The 15,540-nt window shown below is 60.4% G+C and carries 16 protein-coding genes; 4 read left to right on the forward strand and 12 right to left on the reverse strand.

Annotation, left to right across the window (positions count from 1 at the left end):
• Window positions 1-19 precede the first annotated feature (19 nt).
• Both rpsP and ffh read right to left on the reverse strand, forming a co-directional pair.
• Window positions 20-268, reverse strand: a complete 249-nt coding sequence (rpsP, locus tag ACB028_RS14290) for a 30S ribosomal protein S16 (protein ID WP_042026671.1) — start codon at window positions 266-268, stop codon at window positions 20-22.
• A gap of 179 nt (window positions 269-447) precedes the next feature.
• Window positions 448-1,824 carry a signal recognition particle protein gene (gene ffh, locus ACB028_RS14295; RefSeq protein WP_026456580.1) on the reverse strand — a complete coding sequence of 459 codons (1,377 nt, stop codon included), beginning with the start codon at window positions 1,822-1,824 and terminating at the stop codon, window positions 448-450.
• Between the two features lie 205 nt (window positions 1,825-2,029).
• Here ffh and ACB028_RS14300 point away from each other — a divergent pair, with 205 nt between their 5' ends.
• Together ACB028_RS14300 and ACB028_RS14305 are read left to right on the forward strand one after the other, a co-directional pair.
• A complete protein-coding gene (locus ACB028_RS14300) occupies window positions 2,030-2,818 on the forward strand; it encodes an inner membrane protein YpjD (protein WP_042070546.1) in 789 nt (262 codons plus the stop codon).
• A 41-nt stretch (window positions 2,819-2,859) separates the two neighbouring features.
• The gene (locus ACB028_RS14305) at window positions 2,860-4,140 is read left to right on the forward strand and encodes a CNNM domain-containing protein (RefSeq protein WP_342010908.1); all 1,281 of its coding nucleotides are present in this window, start codon (window positions 2,860-2,862) and stop codon (window positions 4,138-4,140) included.
• A 33-nt stretch (window positions 4,141-4,173) separates the two neighbouring features.
• On the opposite strand, the gene ACB028_RS14310 is transcribed toward ACB028_RS14305, so the two are convergent.
• Window positions 4,174-4,641, reverse strand: a complete 468-nt coding sequence (locus ACB028_RS14310) for an Rrf2 family transcriptional regulator (RefSeq protein ID WP_042026674.1) — start codon at window positions 4,639-4,641, stop codon at window positions 4,174-4,176.
• Between the two features lie 112 nt (window positions 4,642-4,753).
• Between ACB028_RS14310 and hmpA the strand changes: the two genes are divergently transcribed.
• Window positions 4,754-5,947, forward strand: coding sequence for an NO-inducible flavohemoprotein (gene hmpA / locus ACB028_RS14315; protein ID WP_371144559.1), 1,194 nt, complete (start codon window positions 4,754-4,756; stop codon window positions 5,945-5,947).
• A 102-nt stretch (window positions 5,948-6,049) separates the two neighbouring features.
• Here the strand turns inward: hmpA and ACB028_RS14320 are convergent, their stop codons facing one another.
• From ACB028_RS14320 to ACB028_RS14345, 6 genes are all read right to left on the reverse strand, one after another.
• The gene (locus tag ACB028_RS14320) at window positions 6,050-6,649 is read right to left on the reverse strand and encodes a tetratricopeptide repeat protein (protein ID WP_224211572.1); all 600 of its coding nucleotides are present in this window, start codon (window positions 6,647-6,649) and stop codon (window positions 6,050-6,052) included.
• Between the two features lie 356 nt (window positions 6,650-7,005).
• Window positions 7,006-7,941 (reverse strand): malate dehydrogenase, encoded by a 936-nt coding sequence (mdh, locus tag ACB028_RS14325; protein WP_342017806.1) that lies wholly within the window; start codon window positions 7,939-7,941, stop codon window positions 7,006-7,008.
• A 221-nt stretch (window positions 7,942-8,162) separates the two neighbouring features.
• Entirely contained in the window at window positions 8,163-8,825 is a 663-nt protein-coding gene (artM, locus tag ACB028_RS14330) for an arginine ABC transporter permease ArtM (protein WP_342017807.1), read from the reverse strand.
• A 3-nt stretch (window positions 8,826-8,828) separates the two neighbouring features.
• Window positions 8,829-9,479, reverse strand: a complete 651-nt coding sequence (gene artQ / locus ACB028_RS14335; protein WP_371144560.1) for an arginine ABC transporter permease ArtQ — start codon at window positions 9,477-9,479, stop codon at window positions 8,829-8,831.
• Window positions 9,480-9,482: 3 nt separating this feature from the next.
• Window positions 9,483-10,220, reverse strand: a complete 738-nt coding sequence (locus tag ACB028_RS14340) for a transporter substrate-binding domain-containing protein (RefSeq protein WP_342010910.1) — start codon at window positions 10,218-10,220, stop codon at window positions 9,483-9,485.
• Window positions 10,221-10,244: 24 nt separating this feature from the next.
• Window positions 10,245-10,985: an ATP-binding cassette domain-containing protein gene (locus ACB028_RS14345; RefSeq protein ID WP_042070463.1), complete on the reverse strand. Its 741-nt coding sequence runs from the start codon at window positions 10,983-10,985 to the stop codon at window positions 10,245-10,247.
• 202 nt (window positions 10,986-11,187) lie between these two features.
• Between ACB028_RS14345 and argR the strand changes: the two genes are divergently transcribed.
• On the forward strand, window positions 11,188-11,658 hold the full coding sequence (gene argR, locus ACB028_RS14350) for a transcriptional regulator ArgR (protein WP_005340378.1): 471 nt from the start codon (window positions 11,188-11,190) through the stop codon (window positions 11,656-11,658).
• A 99-nt stretch (window positions 11,659-11,757) separates the two neighbouring features.
• On the opposite strand, the gene ACB028_RS14355 is transcribed toward argR, so the two are convergent.
• The 3 genes from ACB028_RS14355 to ACB028_RS14365 form a co-directional block, all read right to left on the reverse strand.
• Entirely contained in the window at window positions 11,758-12,663 is a 906-nt protein-coding gene (locus ACB028_RS14355) for a Dyp-type peroxidase (RefSeq protein ID WP_371144561.1), read from the reverse strand.
• A gap of 89 nt (window positions 12,664-12,752) precedes the next feature.
• Window positions 12,753-13,787 carry an ABC transporter ATP-binding protein gene (locus ACB028_RS14360; RefSeq protein WP_201980970.1) on the reverse strand — a complete coding sequence of 345 codons (1,035 nt, stop codon included), beginning with the start codon at window positions 13,785-13,787 and terminating at the stop codon, window positions 12,753-12,755.
• A gap of 97 nt (window positions 13,788-13,884) precedes the next feature.
• Window positions 13,885-15,510, reverse strand: a complete 1,626-nt coding sequence (locus ACB028_RS14365) for an iron ABC transporter permease (protein WP_201980967.1) — start codon at window positions 15,508-15,510, stop codon at window positions 13,885-13,887.
• Window positions 15,511-15,540: the final 30 nt, after the last annotated feature.

Consider the following 15,540-nt stretch of genomic DNA (forward strand, 5'->3'; position numbering starts at 1 on the left):
CTCCTTACCGTCTGGCTGATTAAGCAGCTTTGGCAGCGTCTTTGATCAGCTTGGCAACGCGCTCAGAAACAGCGGCACCAGTAGCAACCCAATGCTCGATACGAGCCAGGTCCAGGTTCAGCTTTTCAGCGTTACCAGAAGCAACCGGGTTGAAGAAACCAACGCGCTCGATGAAACGACCGTCGCGGGCGTTACGGCTGTCAGCAACTACTACCTGGTAGAACGGACGCTTTTTCGCGCCACCACGTTGTAAACGAATGGTTACCATATCGTCCTCATTAACATCTAATGAACAAGGCCCGCAAACACGCGGACCCTAGCTTAAAATAAGCCGCATAATTCTACTTGGATTCGTAATAATTGCAACCAAGCCAGCCATTTTTTGCGCAGGGCAGTAATGAAAAAGGCCTGCCGCTGGCAGACCCTCTCTCAATACGGCATGGATGATCAGAACGGACCGCGGCCGCCACCGAAGCCGGGAGGCAGCATGTTCTTCATCTGGCTCATCATCTTGCGCATACCGCCCTTGCCAGACATCTTCTTCATCATGCGCTGCATCTCGGTGAACTGCTTGAGCAGCTTGTTCACGTCCTGCACCTGCATGCCGGAACCCGCGGCGATACGGCGTTTGCGGGAGCCCTTGATGAGATCGGGATGGGCACGCTCCTTGGGCGTCATGGAGCTGATGATGGCCTCCATCCGCACGGTCAGCTTGTCATCCATCTGATCCTTGACGTTATCGGGCAGGCCGGACATGCCGGGCAGCTTGTCGAGCATCCCCATCATGCCACCCATGTTGCGCATCTGGGCCAGTTGCTCGCGGAAGTCTTCCAGATCGAAGCCTTTGCCGCTCTTGACCTTGCTGGCCAGCTTGGCAGCCTTCTCCTTGTCGACGTTGCGCTCCACCTCTTCGATGAGTGACAGCACGTCACCCATGCCGAGGATGCGGGAGGCGAGGCGATCCGGGTGGAACGGCTCCAGCGCGTCGGTCTTCTCGCCCATCCCGATGAACTTGACCGGCTTGCCGGTGATGTGGCGCACCGACAGGGCGGCACCACCGCGGGCGTCACCGTCCGCCTTGGTAAGGATCACGCCGGTCAACGGCAGCGCCTCGTTGAACGCCTTGGCGGTGTTGGCGGCATCCTGACCTGTCATGGCGTCGACCACGAACAGGGTCTCTACCGGCTTGATGGTGGCGTGGAGGTGCTTGATCTCCTCCATCATCTCGCCATCGACGTGCAGACGACCGGCAGTATCGACGATCACCACGTCATAGAACTTCTTGCGTGCCTGATCGATGGCCGCGTTGGCGATATCGACCGGCTTCTGGCTGGCATCGCTCGGGAAGAAGTCGACACCGATGTCGCCGGCCAGGGTTTCCAGCTGCTTGATGGCTGCGGGACGGTAGACGTCCGCACTGACTACCAGCACCTTCTTCTTGTTGCGCTCCTTGAGCAGCTTGGCCAGTTTGCCAACCGTGGTGGTCTTACCGGCCCCCTGCAGACCCGCCATCAGGATGATGGCCGGCGGCTGGGCCGCCAGATTGAGTTGCTCGTTGGCCTCCCCCATCACGGAGACCAGTTCGCCGTGGACAATCTTGATGAAGGCCTGGCCCGGGCTCAGGGACTTGGCCACTTCCTGGCCTACCGCCCGCTCCTTGACGCGCGCGACGAAGTCACGCACCACCGGCAGGGCGACGTCCGCCTCGAGCAGCGCCATGCGGACTTCGCGCAGGGTATCCTTGATGTTCTCTTCGGTCAGGCGACCACGGCCACTGACATTGCGCAAGGTGCGCGAGAGTCGTTCTGTCAAATTCTCAAACATGACGCATTCCGGTTCTTGGCGTAACAAATGGGGGGCATTATAACCCAGAGCTGGCGCGAGAACGATTATTCACCGCACTGTCGCAGCAAGCGTCTTCCTCCCTATATATGGGCAGATCGGCGGCAGCACAACTGGCGAGCATATCTTGTGCAAGGTATACTGCCCCTCTTGTATCCCTAAATGCTTGTGCAACAACGACCTGGTTATGATCGTGATCTCTGTTCTGGCCCTGGCGTTCTATCTGCTGGCCATCGTCGCCTCCCTGCATCTGTTACTGAGCGCCAAGCCGGTGGGACAGCGCCCCCTGTTCGCCTGCATCGGACTGGCCCTGATGACTCACGCTGGCGCTCTCGGCTCGGAAGTGCTGCTGAGTTCCGGCCAGAACCTGAGCATGCTGAACGTGGCCTCGCTGGTCAGCCTCATCATCAGCTGCTTCATGACCTGCGTCACCCGCCGCTTCAACGGCTGGATCCTGCTGCCGGTGGTCTACAGCTTCTCGGCCCTGCTGCTGGCCGCCAGCGCCCTCATTCCCGGTCGCTACATCACCCATCTGGAGGCCCATCCCCAGCTGTTGCTGCACATCGGCCTCGCCCTGATGGCCTACTCGGTATTGATGATCGCCTGCCTGTTTGCGCTGCAGCTCGCCTGTCTCGACAAGCAGCTGAAATCGAGAAAAATCAGTCAGCTGCCGGCCATGCCGCCCCTGATGACGGTCGAGAAGCGTCTGTTCCAGCTCATCTCTGCGGGTGTGTTGCTGCTCACTCTTTCCATCGCCTCCGGCCTCTTCTTCCTTGAGGACATGTTCGCCCAGGGCAAGTCCCACAAGGCCGTGCTCTCCATCCTGGCCTGGTGCGTCTATGTGCTGCTGCTGTGGGGTCATCACACCTATGGCTGGCGCGGCCGCAAGGTGATCACCTTGAGCCTGATTGGCAGCGTCATCCTGACCCTGGCCTACTTCGGCAGCCGCTTCGTCAAAGAAGTGCTGTTGAGCTGACCCGTTTTCCCCTTTAGCGACACCATCCACAGGAGCCCTTCTTGGACAGCATCTCAACGAGCACATTGCTGATTGTTCTCGTTTTCTTGATCCTTCTATCCGCCTTCTTCTCCAGTTCCGAAACCGGTCTGATGTCCATCAACCGCTACAAGCTGCGGCATCTGGCACAGACCAAACACAAGGCAGCACGCCGCGTCGAGCAACTGCTGTCCCGACCCGATCGCCTGCTGGGGCTGATCCTGATCGGCAACAACCTGGTCAATATTCTCGCCTCCGCCATCGCCACCATCGTCTGTATCCGCCTGTTTGGCGATCTCGGGGTAGCAGTCGCCACTTTCGGCCTGACCCTGGTGGTGCTGGTCTTCGGCGAGGTCACCCCCAAGACCCTGGCGGCCATGTTCCCGGAGAAGATCGCCTATCCCGCCTCCTGGGTGCTCAAGGGATTGATGGTGCCCCTCTCGCCCTTCGTCTGGATGATCAACGGCATCACCAGTAGTCTGCTCAAGATGCTGAAGATCAATCCGAACAAGGATGACTCCCTCAATACCGAGGAGCTGCGCACTATCGTCAACGAGGCGGGCAACCTGATCCCCCAGCGCCACCAAGAGATGCTGCTCAGCATCCTGGATCTCGACAAGATGCTGGTCGAGGACATCATGGTGCCCAGAAATGATATCTACGCCATCGACATCAACGACGACTGGAAGACCATATTGCGCCAGCTGGCCCACTGCGCCCATACCAAGATCCTGCTCTATCGCGACAACATCGACGACGTGGTGGGCTTCCTGCACGCTCGCGACGCCCTGCGCCTGATGGCCAAGGATCAGTTCAACAAGTCGAGCCTGCTGCGGGAAGTGGACGAGATCTATTTCATTCCGGAAGGGACGCCCCTCAACGTGCAGCTGGCCAAGTTCCAGCGCAACAAGGAGCGGATCGGCCTCATCGTCGATGAATATGGCGATATCCAGGGTCTGATCACCCTGGACGACATCCTGGAAGAGATTGTGGGTGACTTCACCACCTCCATGACCCCGGCCCCCAGCGACGAGATCCACCCCCAGCCGGATGGCACCTTCCTGGTGGAGGGCTCGGCCAACGTGCGCGAGCTGAACAAGGAGATGAACTGGCAGCTGCCCATTGACGGTCCGCGGACCCTCAACGGCCTGATCCTCGAATACCTGGAGGAGATCCCTCAGCCCAACATCGGCATCCGGCTGGCGGGCTATCCCATCGAGATCCTGGAAGTGGAGAACAACATGGTGAAGATGGCGCGGATCATGCCGGCATCCTATCGTCCGGATACCCACGACGAAGATTGAAAAAGGGCTGCCTCTGGCAGCCCTTTTTAGTGCTTATTCACCCTCTTCCTCGGGCTCCAGCACCAGGGTCGGGATCAGCTCCCCGAACACCTTCTGCAACTCGTCACGGTTGGCCAGCAGATCCAGCAGCGTGTAGCTGTCCATCACCGCCAGGAAGGCATCCATCGCCTCCTTCAGGGCACTCTTCAACAGGCAGACCGATACGATGTGGCAGGCTGGCGAGTTGCAGTCGATACCGTCGAGATTTCCCTCCAGCGCCCGGATCACCTGGCCAATGTTGACGGTCGCAGGATCACAGGCCATGCGAATGCCACCGTTCTTGCCGCGCTGGGATTGCAGATACCCCAGCTTCACCAGCTGGTTGACCACCTTCACCATGTGGTTGCGTGACACGCCGTACAAGGCCGATACCTTGGCAACACTTGAGAGCTCTCCCTCCGGCAGGGTGGCCAGATAAAGCAGGGCTCTCAATCCAAAATCTGTATAACTGGTTAGTCTCATAAAGCCTGATTAGCGCAATGCGAAAAGTGAAGTGTTGATCCAAATCAAATAAACATCTAGGATGCCATTTATTAAATGATATTTTATATGTTCAATTAGAAAGAGGTTCCCTATGCTAGACCAAACGACCGTTGCCGTCATCAAAAGCACCATCCCTTTGCTCGAATCGGCAGGTCCGGCGCTGACTCAACACTTCTATCAGCGCATGTTCAGTCATAACCCGGAATTGAAAGATATCTTCAATCTGGCCCATCAGCGCAGTGGCGGCCAACCGCTGGCACTGTTCAATGCCGTGGCCGCGTATGCGAAGAATATCGACAATCTGGGTGCCCTGGCCGGTGCGGTCGAGCGCATCGCTCATAAGCACACTGGGTTCCTGATCCAGCCCGAACAATATCACATTGTGGGTAGTCATCTCTTGGCCACGCTCAAAGAATTGGGCGGAAGTGCGATCACTGACGAGGTTCTGGATGCCTGGGGCAAGGCCTACGGGGTACTGGCCGACATCTTCATCGGCCGGGAGCGGGAGATCTATCAGGAGAAGGCGGCCCAGGCCGGTGGCTGGCAGGGAACCCGCCCCTTCATTATCAAGGAGAAGCGGGCCGAGAGCGCGCTCATCACCTCCTTCGTGCTGGCTCCGGCGGATGGTCAACCCGTGCTGAACTTCAAACCGGGGCAATACCTCAGCATCAAGCTGGCTCACCCCCAGCTCGAGTATCAGGAGATCCGCCAGTACTCCCTCTCCGATGCCTCCAACGGCCGGGAGTACCGCATCAGCGTCAAGCGCGAGCCCGAGGGGCAAGTCTCCAACCTGCTGCACGACCATCTGCACGTCGGTGACAGTATCGACGTCATGCCACCGGCCGGCGACTTCTTCCTGCAGGCTGACAAGGCGACCCCGGTGGTGCTGATCTCCGGCGGAGTGGGCCTCACTCCCATGCTGAGCATGCTCAACCATCTGCTGGCCAGAGACCATGGCGCCAGCATCAGCTGGCTGCACGCCTGCGAACGAGGGGATCTGCACGCCTTCAGGGAAGATATCCGGCACAAGTGCGCGCAGCATGACAGGCTGCAGAGCCGGGTCTGGTACCGGGAGCCGATGGCTCAGGATCAGCAGGGGAAAGATTATGACTTCCGGGGAACCATGGATCTGGCTCAGGTGGCAGAGCTGCTCGCGCCCGATGCCCACTACTACTTCTGCGGGCCGCTTGGCTTCATGCAATCCATCAAGGATCAGCTGCTCGCGGCGGGCATTCCTGCCGGGCAGCTGCACTACGAAGTGTTTGGTCCCCATCAGGAACTGTAAGGCGGGTTAAACACTTTTCTCCTGACGAGGAGCCAGCCAATCCGGCACGATACAACGGCCGACACCTCTCGACCCACGGATGCAGATCCGTGGGTCATTTTTTCAGTGCATGGCCTTGGCCCGAGCCACCACGTTGGCGGGCATACGGTTGCCAAGCTGCTTCAGCAGGCTCGCCGCCTTCTGGTGCAATGCCTTGTCACCTATCACGGAGCCGTGCAACCAACGGTAGGCATCCTCGTAGTCAAGCGGACTGCCCATTCCCTGCAGCAGCATCTCGACCCACTCGATCCTGGCCCGCAGAAAACCCTGGCTGGCCGCCTCGCGCATCAGGGTTTCGGCACGCACCAGATCCTTTTGCACCAGCGTCCCCTTCCAGTAGTAGCGACCCAACTGTTCCAGCGCAGGCGCCAGTCCCTGATTGGCTGCCTCCCACATATATTGCACCCCGAGCTCGGCATTGGACTTGGTGCAAACTCCCCAGGCCAGCATATCGCCCCACAGGAACTGATAGGCCGGGATCTTCATCACCGAGGCCCGCGCCTCGATATCCTGGGTCAACTGACAGCGGTCCTGTTTGACCTGTTTGAGATGGCGCCCCTGTTCAATCCAGTTGAGCAGCTCGTCCTGGCGATAGAGGGGCACCGCTTGCAACTCGCCGACCGACAGCGGCGTCACGACAGGAGCCGGTGTTGCCTGTGGCAAGGGGGCGGCCGCTGAAGTAGGTGCAGCACTGCTTGTTGGCGCAGGCGACAGGGGTTCTGCCGGCAACAACACGGGAGCACTCGGGGTCGCGGCAGAGGGGACAGGCGCAGCTGCACTCGCAGCAGGGGCCACGACAGCAACAGCGGGCGTCTCGCTTGGCGCAGCAGCTGACACCGCCTCGGCGCCGTACAAGGGCGAGGTAAATAGAATGCTCAGAACAAGAAGCGTAAGGGGTTTCATCATAGGGATCTCCTGCTGCTCTCTGTTATCGGCCAAAATCCCGCTCCCCTTAGCCTGTCACCTTGCCCAATAAAACAAAAGGGAGCCGAAGCTCCCTTTGCGCGAGGATGAACCCCTTATTTGACGAAGTCGACACCCAGCTGGATATCGGCTTTCAGAGTAGCCAGCATGCCTTCCATCGCTTCCTGCTCGAAGGCACTCAGCTTGCCGTAGTCCAGCACAGTCTCGACACCGTTCTTGCCGAGCAGCACCGGCTGGGCGAAGAAGGTAGCGTGCTCGCCATTGCCTTCCACATAGGCGCACTCGATGACGTTGGCTTCGCCCTTCAGACCCTTGATGAGCGACAGACCGAAACGGCAGGCAGCCTGACCCATGGAGAGGGTTGCGGAGCCGCCACCCGCCTTGGCTTCTACCACTTCGGTACCGGCATTCTGGATACGCTTGGTCATGGCAGCCACTTCCTCGGCAGTGAAGGAGGCCCCTTCAACCTGGGAGAGCAGCGGCAGAATGGTCACACCACTGTGGCCACCGATCACGTTGACACGCACGTTGTCGACATTCAGGTCCTTGGCGGCGGCCACGAAGGTCTCGGCACGGATCACGTCCAGAGTGGTGACACCGAACAGGCGACGCTTGTCATAGACACCGGCTTTTTTCAGCACTTCGGCGGCGATGGCGACGGTAGTGTTGACCGGGTTAGTGATGATGCCGATCAGGGCTTTCGGGCAGGTCGCCGCACACTTCTCTACCAGGTTCTTGACGATACCGGCGTTGATGTTGAACAGATCGGAGCGATCCATCCCCGGCTTGCGCGCCACACCGGCAGAGATCAGCACCACGTCGGCACCGGCCAGGGCGGGAGTCGGGTCTTCACCGCAGAAGCCCTTGATGGCCACGTCGGTGGGGATGTGGCTCAGATCAACGGCAACACCCGGGGTCACGGGAGCAATGTCATACAGGCTCAGTTCGGAACCGGCAGGCAGACGATTTTTCAACAGCAGAGCGAGGGCTTGACCGATGCCACCAGCGGCACCCAGAACGGCAACTTTCATGATCAACTCCATGTTTAAGCGTAGGTTTAAGGTTGTTTGTTGTTGTGCGCCCAACCTTAATGGATCCCCCCATAAAAAACAATCTGATAACAGTTGCAATAACGGGTTATGTGAACCAGAAGACAGGCGGCGAATAAAAATGGGGAAAAATGCGAAAAATTGGAGGGGAAGCACAGATTTCCTGCATCACCCCTCACCACAAAGAGGTAGATTGACTGGTTTCAGCTCTGGAAGGCGAGGGCTCGCCGTTCACACCAGCGAAAACCAATTGTTAACAATCCGTTCATGGTCAGGTAGAGGGCACCCGCGACGCCGAACACCGCCAGGGTGTCATAGGTCTGGGCGTTGAGACGCTGGGCCAGCCCCATGATGTCCATGATGGTGATGGTACTGGCCAGCGAACTGCCCTTGAGCACCAGGATCACCTCGTTGGAGTAGGCGGGCACCAGTCGCCGCGCCGCATGACGCACCTTCATCCACAGGGTCTGCCCCGCCGAAAACCCCAGCGCGCGGCACGCCTCCACCTCACCAGACGGAATGGCGTCGAGCGCCCCCTTGAACAAACGGGTCGAATAGGCAGCCGTGTTCAGGCCGAGTGCCAGCACGGCACAAAACCAGGGCTGCTTGAGCAGTGGCCAGAGCGGGCTCTGTTTAAGCCACTCGAACTGGCCGGGCCCGTAGTAGATGAGGAAGATCTGGATGAGCAGCGGCGTGCCGGTGAAGATCAGCACCCACAGCTGCACCAGCTGGGTCGCCAGCGGGATGCGCCGCTCCAGCACCCAGGTCATCAGCAGCGCCAGCGTGATACCGAGCAACAGACTGAACAGGGTCAGCTCTAGGGTGGTCAGCAGACCCCCCAGCAGGGTGACGAGATACTCTTGCATCGATTAGCCTCCGTAGCGGCGGGTGTAACGGGCCGCGAGGCCAAGGCCGTATTCGCTCACCAGGCTGATGGCCAGGTAGATGAGCGCGGCGGCAGCATACCAGGTGAAGGGTTGATAGGTGCTGGCCGACGCCATCTGGGCTTGGCGCATCATCTCGTTCACCCCGATGAGGGAAACCAAGGCCGTGTCTTTCAGCAGCACCAGCCACTGGTTGCCCAGCCCCGGCAGGGCGTGGCGCCAGGCCTGGGGCAGCACGATGCAAAAGAAGATGTGGCCCTTGCCAAGGCCCAGCGCCAGCGCCGCCAGCCGCTGCCCGGCGGGCACCGCATTGAGTGCCGCCCGCAGGGTCTGGGTGGCGTAGCTGGCGAACAGCAGAGAGAGCGCCAGCACGCCACAGGCGAACGGGCTGAACTCCACATACTCACCTGTGATGAGAAACAGCACCTGGGTCGAGCCAAAGTAGATAAACAGCACTACCAGCAGCTCGGGCAGACCGCGTATCAGGGTGGTGAGCGTGGCCACCGGCCACACCAGCCAACGGCGCTTGCTGAGCTCGGCGGCGCTAAACGCCAGCGCCAGCACCATACCCCCGACCAGTGATGCCAAGGCCAGCCCGAGGGTCATCCAGGCTGCGTCCAACAACAGGCTCAACATGGCTTACTGGGCAAAGTACTTGTCGAAGATCTTCTGATAGGTGCCGTTGGCCTTGATCTCGGCCAGCCCCTTGTTCAGCTTGGTCAGCAACTCCTGGTTGCCCTTGGCCACCGCGATGCCAAAGCCGGTACCGAAGTACTTGGCATCGGTCACAGGCTCACCGACCACGCCGTACTCCTTGTGCTGCTTGAGCCAGTCGGCAGCGACTGCGGTATCGGCAAAGACCCCGTCGGTGCGGCCATTCATCATGTCGAGGAAGGCACTCTGATAGCTGGCGTAAGGCACGGTGAGCAACCCCTTGCCGACCCAGTTGTCCACCAGATAAGACTGGTGGGAGGTGCCGTTCTGCACGCCGATCGTCTTGTCCACCATCTCTTCCGGCTGCTTGAAGGCATCCTTCTTGGCCACGAATACCGCCGAGTTCTCGTAATAGATGTCGGAGAAGTCGACCTGAGCGGCCCGCTCCGGGGTCACGTCCATGGCGGCGATGGCGGCGTCGTAGCGGCGGAACTTGAGGCTGGGGATCAGGCTGTCGAAGGCCTGGTTGTGGAAGCTGCACTCCAGCTTGGCCTGGGCACAGATGGCGCGGGCCAGATCGATGTCAAACCCCTGGAACTCGTTCTTCTCATCCAGATATTCGAACGGCGCATAGGTCGCCTCGGTGGCGAACTTGATCTCTTTCGCCAGCACCTGGGTGCTCAGCAGCCCCATGGCGGCAACCAGCAACAGACTCTTTTTCATGACAGCTTCCTTATCGACTCAATATCAATGCATCAAGAATTCGGCAAACCGGCTGGTTTGCGGAGATTGGAAAATGGCAGCGCTACCTGATTCTATGATGCGCCCCTTCTCCAGATAGATCACCTGGCTGGCCACCTTGCGGGCAAATTCCACCTCGTGGGTCACCACCACCTGGGTAATGCCGGTCTGGCTCAGGTTGCGAATGATCTCGGCCACCTCCTTGGTGATCTCGGGATCGAGCGCCGCCGTCGGTTCGTCAAACAGCAAGACTTCCGGATCCATCATCAGGGTGCGGGCTATGGCCACCCGCTGCTGCTGACCGCCAGAGAGACGGGCTGGCCAGGCATCGCGCTTGTCGGCCAGTTGCAGCTGGGCCAGCAGATAGGCTCCCTTCTCGATGGCCGCCGCCTTGCTCATGCCGAGCACCTTGACCGGCGCCTCAATGAGATTCTCCATGACCGTGAGGTGGGGCCACAGATTGTACTGCTGGAATACCATGCCCACCTTGCGCCGCAGCAGTTGTGACTGGCGATTGAAGTCGGCGGCAGACAGAGTGCTCGGGAAAGAAAATTCACTCTCGCCAATGCGCAGCACACCGGCATCCGGCGTATCCAGCAGATTCATCATACGCAACAGGGAACTCTTGCCCGCGCCGCTCGGCCCCAGTAATACCAAGGTCTCGCCGGGTGCGGTCCGGAAACTGACCTGCTGCAGCACCGGCACCTTGTGCCAGGATTTTTCGATACCGACTAATTCAATACCCATACAACCAAATTGAATAAATTTGCAAAATTTCGTCCTGATTCTACCCCTTATCAAGGCTCACGCAAGCCATTTTTGAATCAATATGCAGAACAAGCGCCGCTTCCTTGCAAAAATCGGCATATGAATGCAAAATGGCCGCGCTGTTCGTATCTGCCGCCTGCCCTCTCGCTGGCCGCTACACCTCCTCATTCGTGAGACCAAGATGAAACACAACGACAAGCAAGAAAAACTGGCCAAGGCCTTTAAAGCCTTGCTGAAAGAAGAGCGATTCGGCTCCCAGGCAGAAATCGTTACCGCCCTGCAAGAGCTGGGCTTCGAGAACATCAACCAGTCCAAGGTATCGCGCATGCTGAGCCGCTTCGGCGCCGTTCGCACCCGCAATGCCAAGATGGAGATGGTCTACTGCCTGCCGGTGGAACTGGGCGTGCCCACCACCTCCAGCCCGCTCAAGAACCTGGTGCTGGACGTCGACCACAACGGCGCTCTGGTGGTGATCCACACAAGTCCGGGTGCGGCCCAGCTGATCGCTCGTCTGCTCGACTCCCTCGGCAAGGCGGAAGGGATCCTCGGCACCATCGCCGGTGATGACACCATCTTCATCACCCCCACCAGCGATACCGACATCGAAGAGCTCTATCTCTCCGCCCTTGAGCTGTTCGAACAAACCCCTTAATCAGGCCTGACGACCCGACCTGAACGAAAAATCCCGGCCTTGGCCGGGATTTTTGTTATCTGCACTCTCTGCTGATTCGGGCTTGTTGCCAGTTCGGACTTAACGGCCCCGGGCCAGCAAAAAGTCGACCGATGGCGCGAAGAAGGCCGCCCCTGTCACCGCCCTGGTGAAGCGCAGCAGATGGTCGAAGTGGCTGCCCTCCCCCTTGTACATGCTGGCCAGCATGGCGTTGAAGTGCAGCGGTGTGCGGCAACAGGAGATGAAGTAGAGCCCCTGCTCGGTCATGGTGCCCCAAGGCATGCTCTGGCGCAGGATCTCCATGGACTCCCCCTTCGGAGTCTTGAGGTTGACCCGCTTGATGTGGGAGGTCAGCGGCTTGTCGGCCGACTCGTATTCGATGTTGTCGGCCTTGGTGCGACCGATGATGTCTTCCTGATCCTTCAGGGCCAGCTTCTCCCAGTCGCTCATGGCGTGTACCCAGCGCTGGACGTGAACGTAGGAGCCACCGGCAAATTCGCCACCGTCGATCAGCGCCACTTCGGCCCTGTGGTCATCCTGCGGGTTCTCGGTGCCGTCGACGAAACCGGTCAGATCGCGACAATCCAGGTTACGGAAACCGCGCACCTCTTCGGCAAGCTCCACCAACCCGGCCAGCAGCGCCATCACACGCTGACCGGCGTGATGCAGCACATCGACCCGATCGGCACGCAGCTGGACGAACAAGTCAAACGGGGTATTGGGCGCCTCCTGACCATTGGCGGACTGGGCCATGAAGCCGCGGAACTGGGGAGGACGGGCAGCGGGATAGAGGTCATCCCAGGCATCGGCGCCGACGGCGACCAGACCGCTGAAACCGGCATCGGAAAAATCGGCGGCGACGGCCTCCCACAGGGCAGGCATCCTGGCCAGACGGGCAACCAGCTCGGCTGCATCACCGGTACGATTGAACATCAGATAGAGGGCATGCAGATTCGGCTCTGCACAGATCCCGGCTTGGGCTTTCATGTATCTCTCCCCTGTATGGGCAATGGGCATGGCGCGATTATAAACCGCTATCGGGTCAGTTCCTTGATTTCACAACGATATCAGGTCTGTCACGGCAATGGATCAAACAGCACCAGCGCATGGGGGGCAACGTTGACCCGCGCCCGCTCACCGGCGAGGGGTTCGCCTATGCTCGCCTCCAGCCGCTGCCCCTGGATGTCCAATATCACCCGGCAGTGGTGGCCGAGGAATTGCTGTTCCAGCACTTTCAGCTCGCCACCGACCGCAGCCTCCAGCGACAGTTGCTGGGGCCTGAGCATCAGCTGCACCCGCTCGCCCACCGCCCGACCGTGGGGTTCGGTGCCGCACACCACGCCGAGTGCAGTCTGCACGCAGTGGCTGTCCACCACTTCGGCGGCCAGATAGTTGACCCCACCGAGAAACTCCGCCACGAAGCGGTTCTGCGGGCGGCGGTAGAGCTGCTCCGGCTGGCCCACCTGCTCGATATGACCGGCCCGGAACAGCGCCAGTCGATCGGCGAAGGCGAACGCCTCCTCCTTGCTGTGACTGACGAAGATGGCGCCGATCCCCTGCTGCTTGAGCAGGGCGCGGATCTCGAGGATCAGCTTCATCCTCACCTGGGTGTCGATGTTGGAGAAGGGTTCATCCAGCAGCATCAGCCTGGGTTTGCACACCAGGGCGCGGGCGATGGCGACCCGCTGCTGTTGGCCACCGGAGAGCTGGTGCGGATAGCGATCCCCCAGCCCCTGCAGGTTGACCAGCGCCAGCGCCTCTTCCACCTGCTGCTGGCGAGCCGAACGATCGAGCCGGGTCAGCCCGAAGCCGACGTTGTCCGCCACCGTCAGATGGGGGAAGAGGGCGTAATCCTGGAAGATCATGCCGATGTTGCGCGCCTCGGGCGGCACACTCGCATCCGGCCCGTCCAGCAGGGTGTCGCCCAGGCGGATCGCCCCCTCGGCCAGTGGCATCAGACCGGCGATGGCCTTGAGCAAGGTGGTCTTGCCGCAACCGCTCGCCCCCAACAGGCAGACGATCTCGTTGTCGGCCACCGTCAGGGACAGCTGTTCCAGCACATTGCGACCGTTGTAACGGCAGCTGACATTCTCAACCTGCAGGCAAGACACGACTTACATCCTCATATGCTTTTGATTCAAACCGGCCGTGGCCGGTCGACCATCCGCGCCAGTGCGGGGTGGCGCTGTTTATAACATGTTTTCGGGGTCAGTGGCCCGGGCCATCCAGGCTGCGGTTGACCCAGATGAGCGGCAACAGGCCCACCAGCACGATGACGATGGCGCCAAGCGCCCCCCGTTCCAGCATCTCGTCCGACACGAACTGGTAGACATGGGTCGCCAGGGTATCGAAGTTGAACGGCCGCAGCAGCAGGGCGGCGGGCAGCTCCTTCATGGATTCGATGAACACCAGCATGGCACCGGCAAACAGGCCGCGGCGCACCAGCGGCAGATGCACCCGCCGCAGCATGCCGCCATCCCCCTGTCCCAGGGAGCGGGCCGCCATGTCGAGGCTGGGGGAGATCTTGCCCATGCTGCTCTCCACCGAGCCGATGGCGATGGCCACGAAGCGCACCAGATAACCGAACACGATGGCGGTGAGGGTACCCGTCAGCAGCAGGCCCGGGCCCTGACGGCCGAGCCACTCGGCCAGATCGTTGATACCAAAATCGAGGGCCGTCAGCGGCACCAGCACCCCGATGGCGAGCACTGTGCCCGGCATGGCGTAGCCCATGGCCGCGATGCGAAGGGGCAGCAGGCTTTTGACTCCACCGTCGAGGCGGCGGAAGAAGCCGAGCAACAGGGCGATCCCCATGGCAAGCAGGGCAGTCAGCGCCGAGATAAGCAGGCTGTTGCCGGCGAAGCGGACAAACTCCGGCGTCCACGACAACTCGAAATAACGCACCCCATAATCCAGCAGGATGACGAATGGCAGGCCGAAGCCGGCCAGCACCAGCCCCCAGCACCAGATCGCAGCCAGCCAGCGCCGCATCCCCTTGAGCGGGTAGCGCAACGGCTGTTCGTGACCCATCGACTTCTGGAACACCTGCTGGCGCTGGCGGGAGCGACGCTCCATCGCGATCAGCAGCACTACCGCCAGCAGCATCAGGCAGGAGAGCTTGGCGGCGGTGGCCAAACTGCCGTAGCCGAGCCAGGTGTCGTAGACCGCCGTGGTCAGGGTGTTGATGGCAAAGAAGTGGACTGTGGCAAAATCGGCCAGGGTCTCCATCGCCACCAGCGATACGGCCACCATGATGGCCGGGCGCGCCAGCGGCAGGCTGAGGCGGCGAAAACTCTGCCAGGGGGTGCAGCCCAGCAGACGGCTGGAGTGAATGAGGCTGACTGACTGCTCCAGAAAGGAGGCGCGGGTCAGTAGATAAACGTAGGGAAACAGCACCAGCGCCAGCACCCAGGCGGCGCCGCCGAGGGAGCGGATGGCCGGAAACCAGTAATCGGCGGGGGATTGCCAGTCAAACAGGGTGCGCAGCCCCGCCTGCAACGGGCCCGAGTAGTCGAGCAGATCCGTGTAGACATAAGCCACTATGTAGGAGGGCATGGCCATGGGCAGCATCAAGGCCCACTGCAGGGCACGGCGCCCCGGCACCTGACACATGGCCACCAGCCAGGCGGTGGGCACGCCGAATAGCAGACTGAGCAGCACCACCCCGATAACCAGCCCCAGGGTATTGCCAAGATAAGCGGGAAGCACCGTATCGGCGAGATGGCGAAACAGATCTCCGTCAGCCGAGAAGGCGGAGAAGACGAGGGCAAGCACCGGCAAAGCCAGCAGCAGGGCGGTGGCCCAGCTGCCGGTAATCCATCCAAAATTTTTCATGTGTCCACAGATGTTGATGGGGCCGTTGGC

The organism is Aeromonas sp. S9(2024) (genome assembly GCF_041403185.1).
In the GTDB taxonomy this organism is placed as follows: domain Bacteria; phylum Pseudomonadota; class Gammaproteobacteria; order Enterobacterales; family Aeromonadaceae; genus Aeromonas; species Aeromonas enteropelogenes.

Excerpts from the sequence above, each read along its gene's own strand:
- rpsP (WP_042026671.1), bottom strand. The coding sequence starts at position 268 with ATGGTAACCATTCGTTTACAACGTGGTGGCGCGAAAAAGCGTCCGTTC.
- ffh (WP_026456580.1), bottom strand. The coding sequence starts at position 1,824 with ATGTTTGAGAATTTGACAGAACGACTCTCGCGCACCTTGCGCAATGTC.
- ACB028_RS14300 (WP_042070546.1), top strand. The coding sequence starts at position 2,030 with ATGATCGTGATCTCTGTTCTGGCCCTGGCGTTCTATCTGCTGGCCATC.
- ACB028_RS14310 (WP_042026674.1), bottom strand. The coding sequence starts at position 4,641 with ATGAGACTAACCAGTTATACAGATTTTGGATTGAGAGCCCTGCTTTAT.
- hmpA (WP_371144559.1), top strand. The coding sequence starts at position 4,754 with ATGCTAGACCAAACGACCGTTGCCGTCATCAAAAGCACCATCCCTTTG.
- mdh (WP_342017806.1), bottom strand. The coding sequence starts at position 7,941 with ATGAAAGTTGCCGTTCTGGGTGCCGCTGGTGGCATCGGTCAAGCCCTC.
- artM (WP_342017807.1), bottom strand. The coding sequence starts at position 8,825 with ATGCAAGAGTATCTCGTCACCCTGCTGGGGGGTCTGCTGACCACCCTA.
- artQ (WP_371144560.1), bottom strand. The coding sequence starts at position 9,479 with ATGTTGAGCCTGTTGTTGGACGCAGCCTGGATGACCCTCGGGCTGGCC.
- ACB028_RS14340 (WP_342010910.1), bottom strand. The coding sequence starts at position 10,220 with ATGAAAAAGAGTCTGTTGCTGGTTGCCGCCATGGGGCTGCTGAGCACC.
- ACB028_RS14345 (WP_042070463.1), bottom strand. The coding sequence starts at position 10,985 with ATGGGTATTGAATTAGTCGGTATCGAAAAATCCTGGCACAAGGTGCCG.
- argR (WP_005340378.1), top strand. The coding sequence starts at position 11,188 with ATGAAACACAACGACAAGCAAGAAAAACTGGCCAAGGCCTTTAAAGCC.
- ACB028_RS14355 (WP_371144561.1), bottom strand. The coding sequence starts at position 12,663 with ATGAAAGCCCAAGCCGGGATCTGTGCAGAGCCGAATCTGCATGCCCTC.
- ACB028_RS14365 (WP_201980967.1), bottom strand. The coding sequence starts at position 15,510 with ATGAAAAATTTTGGATGGATTACCGGCAGCTGGGCCACCGCCCTGCTG.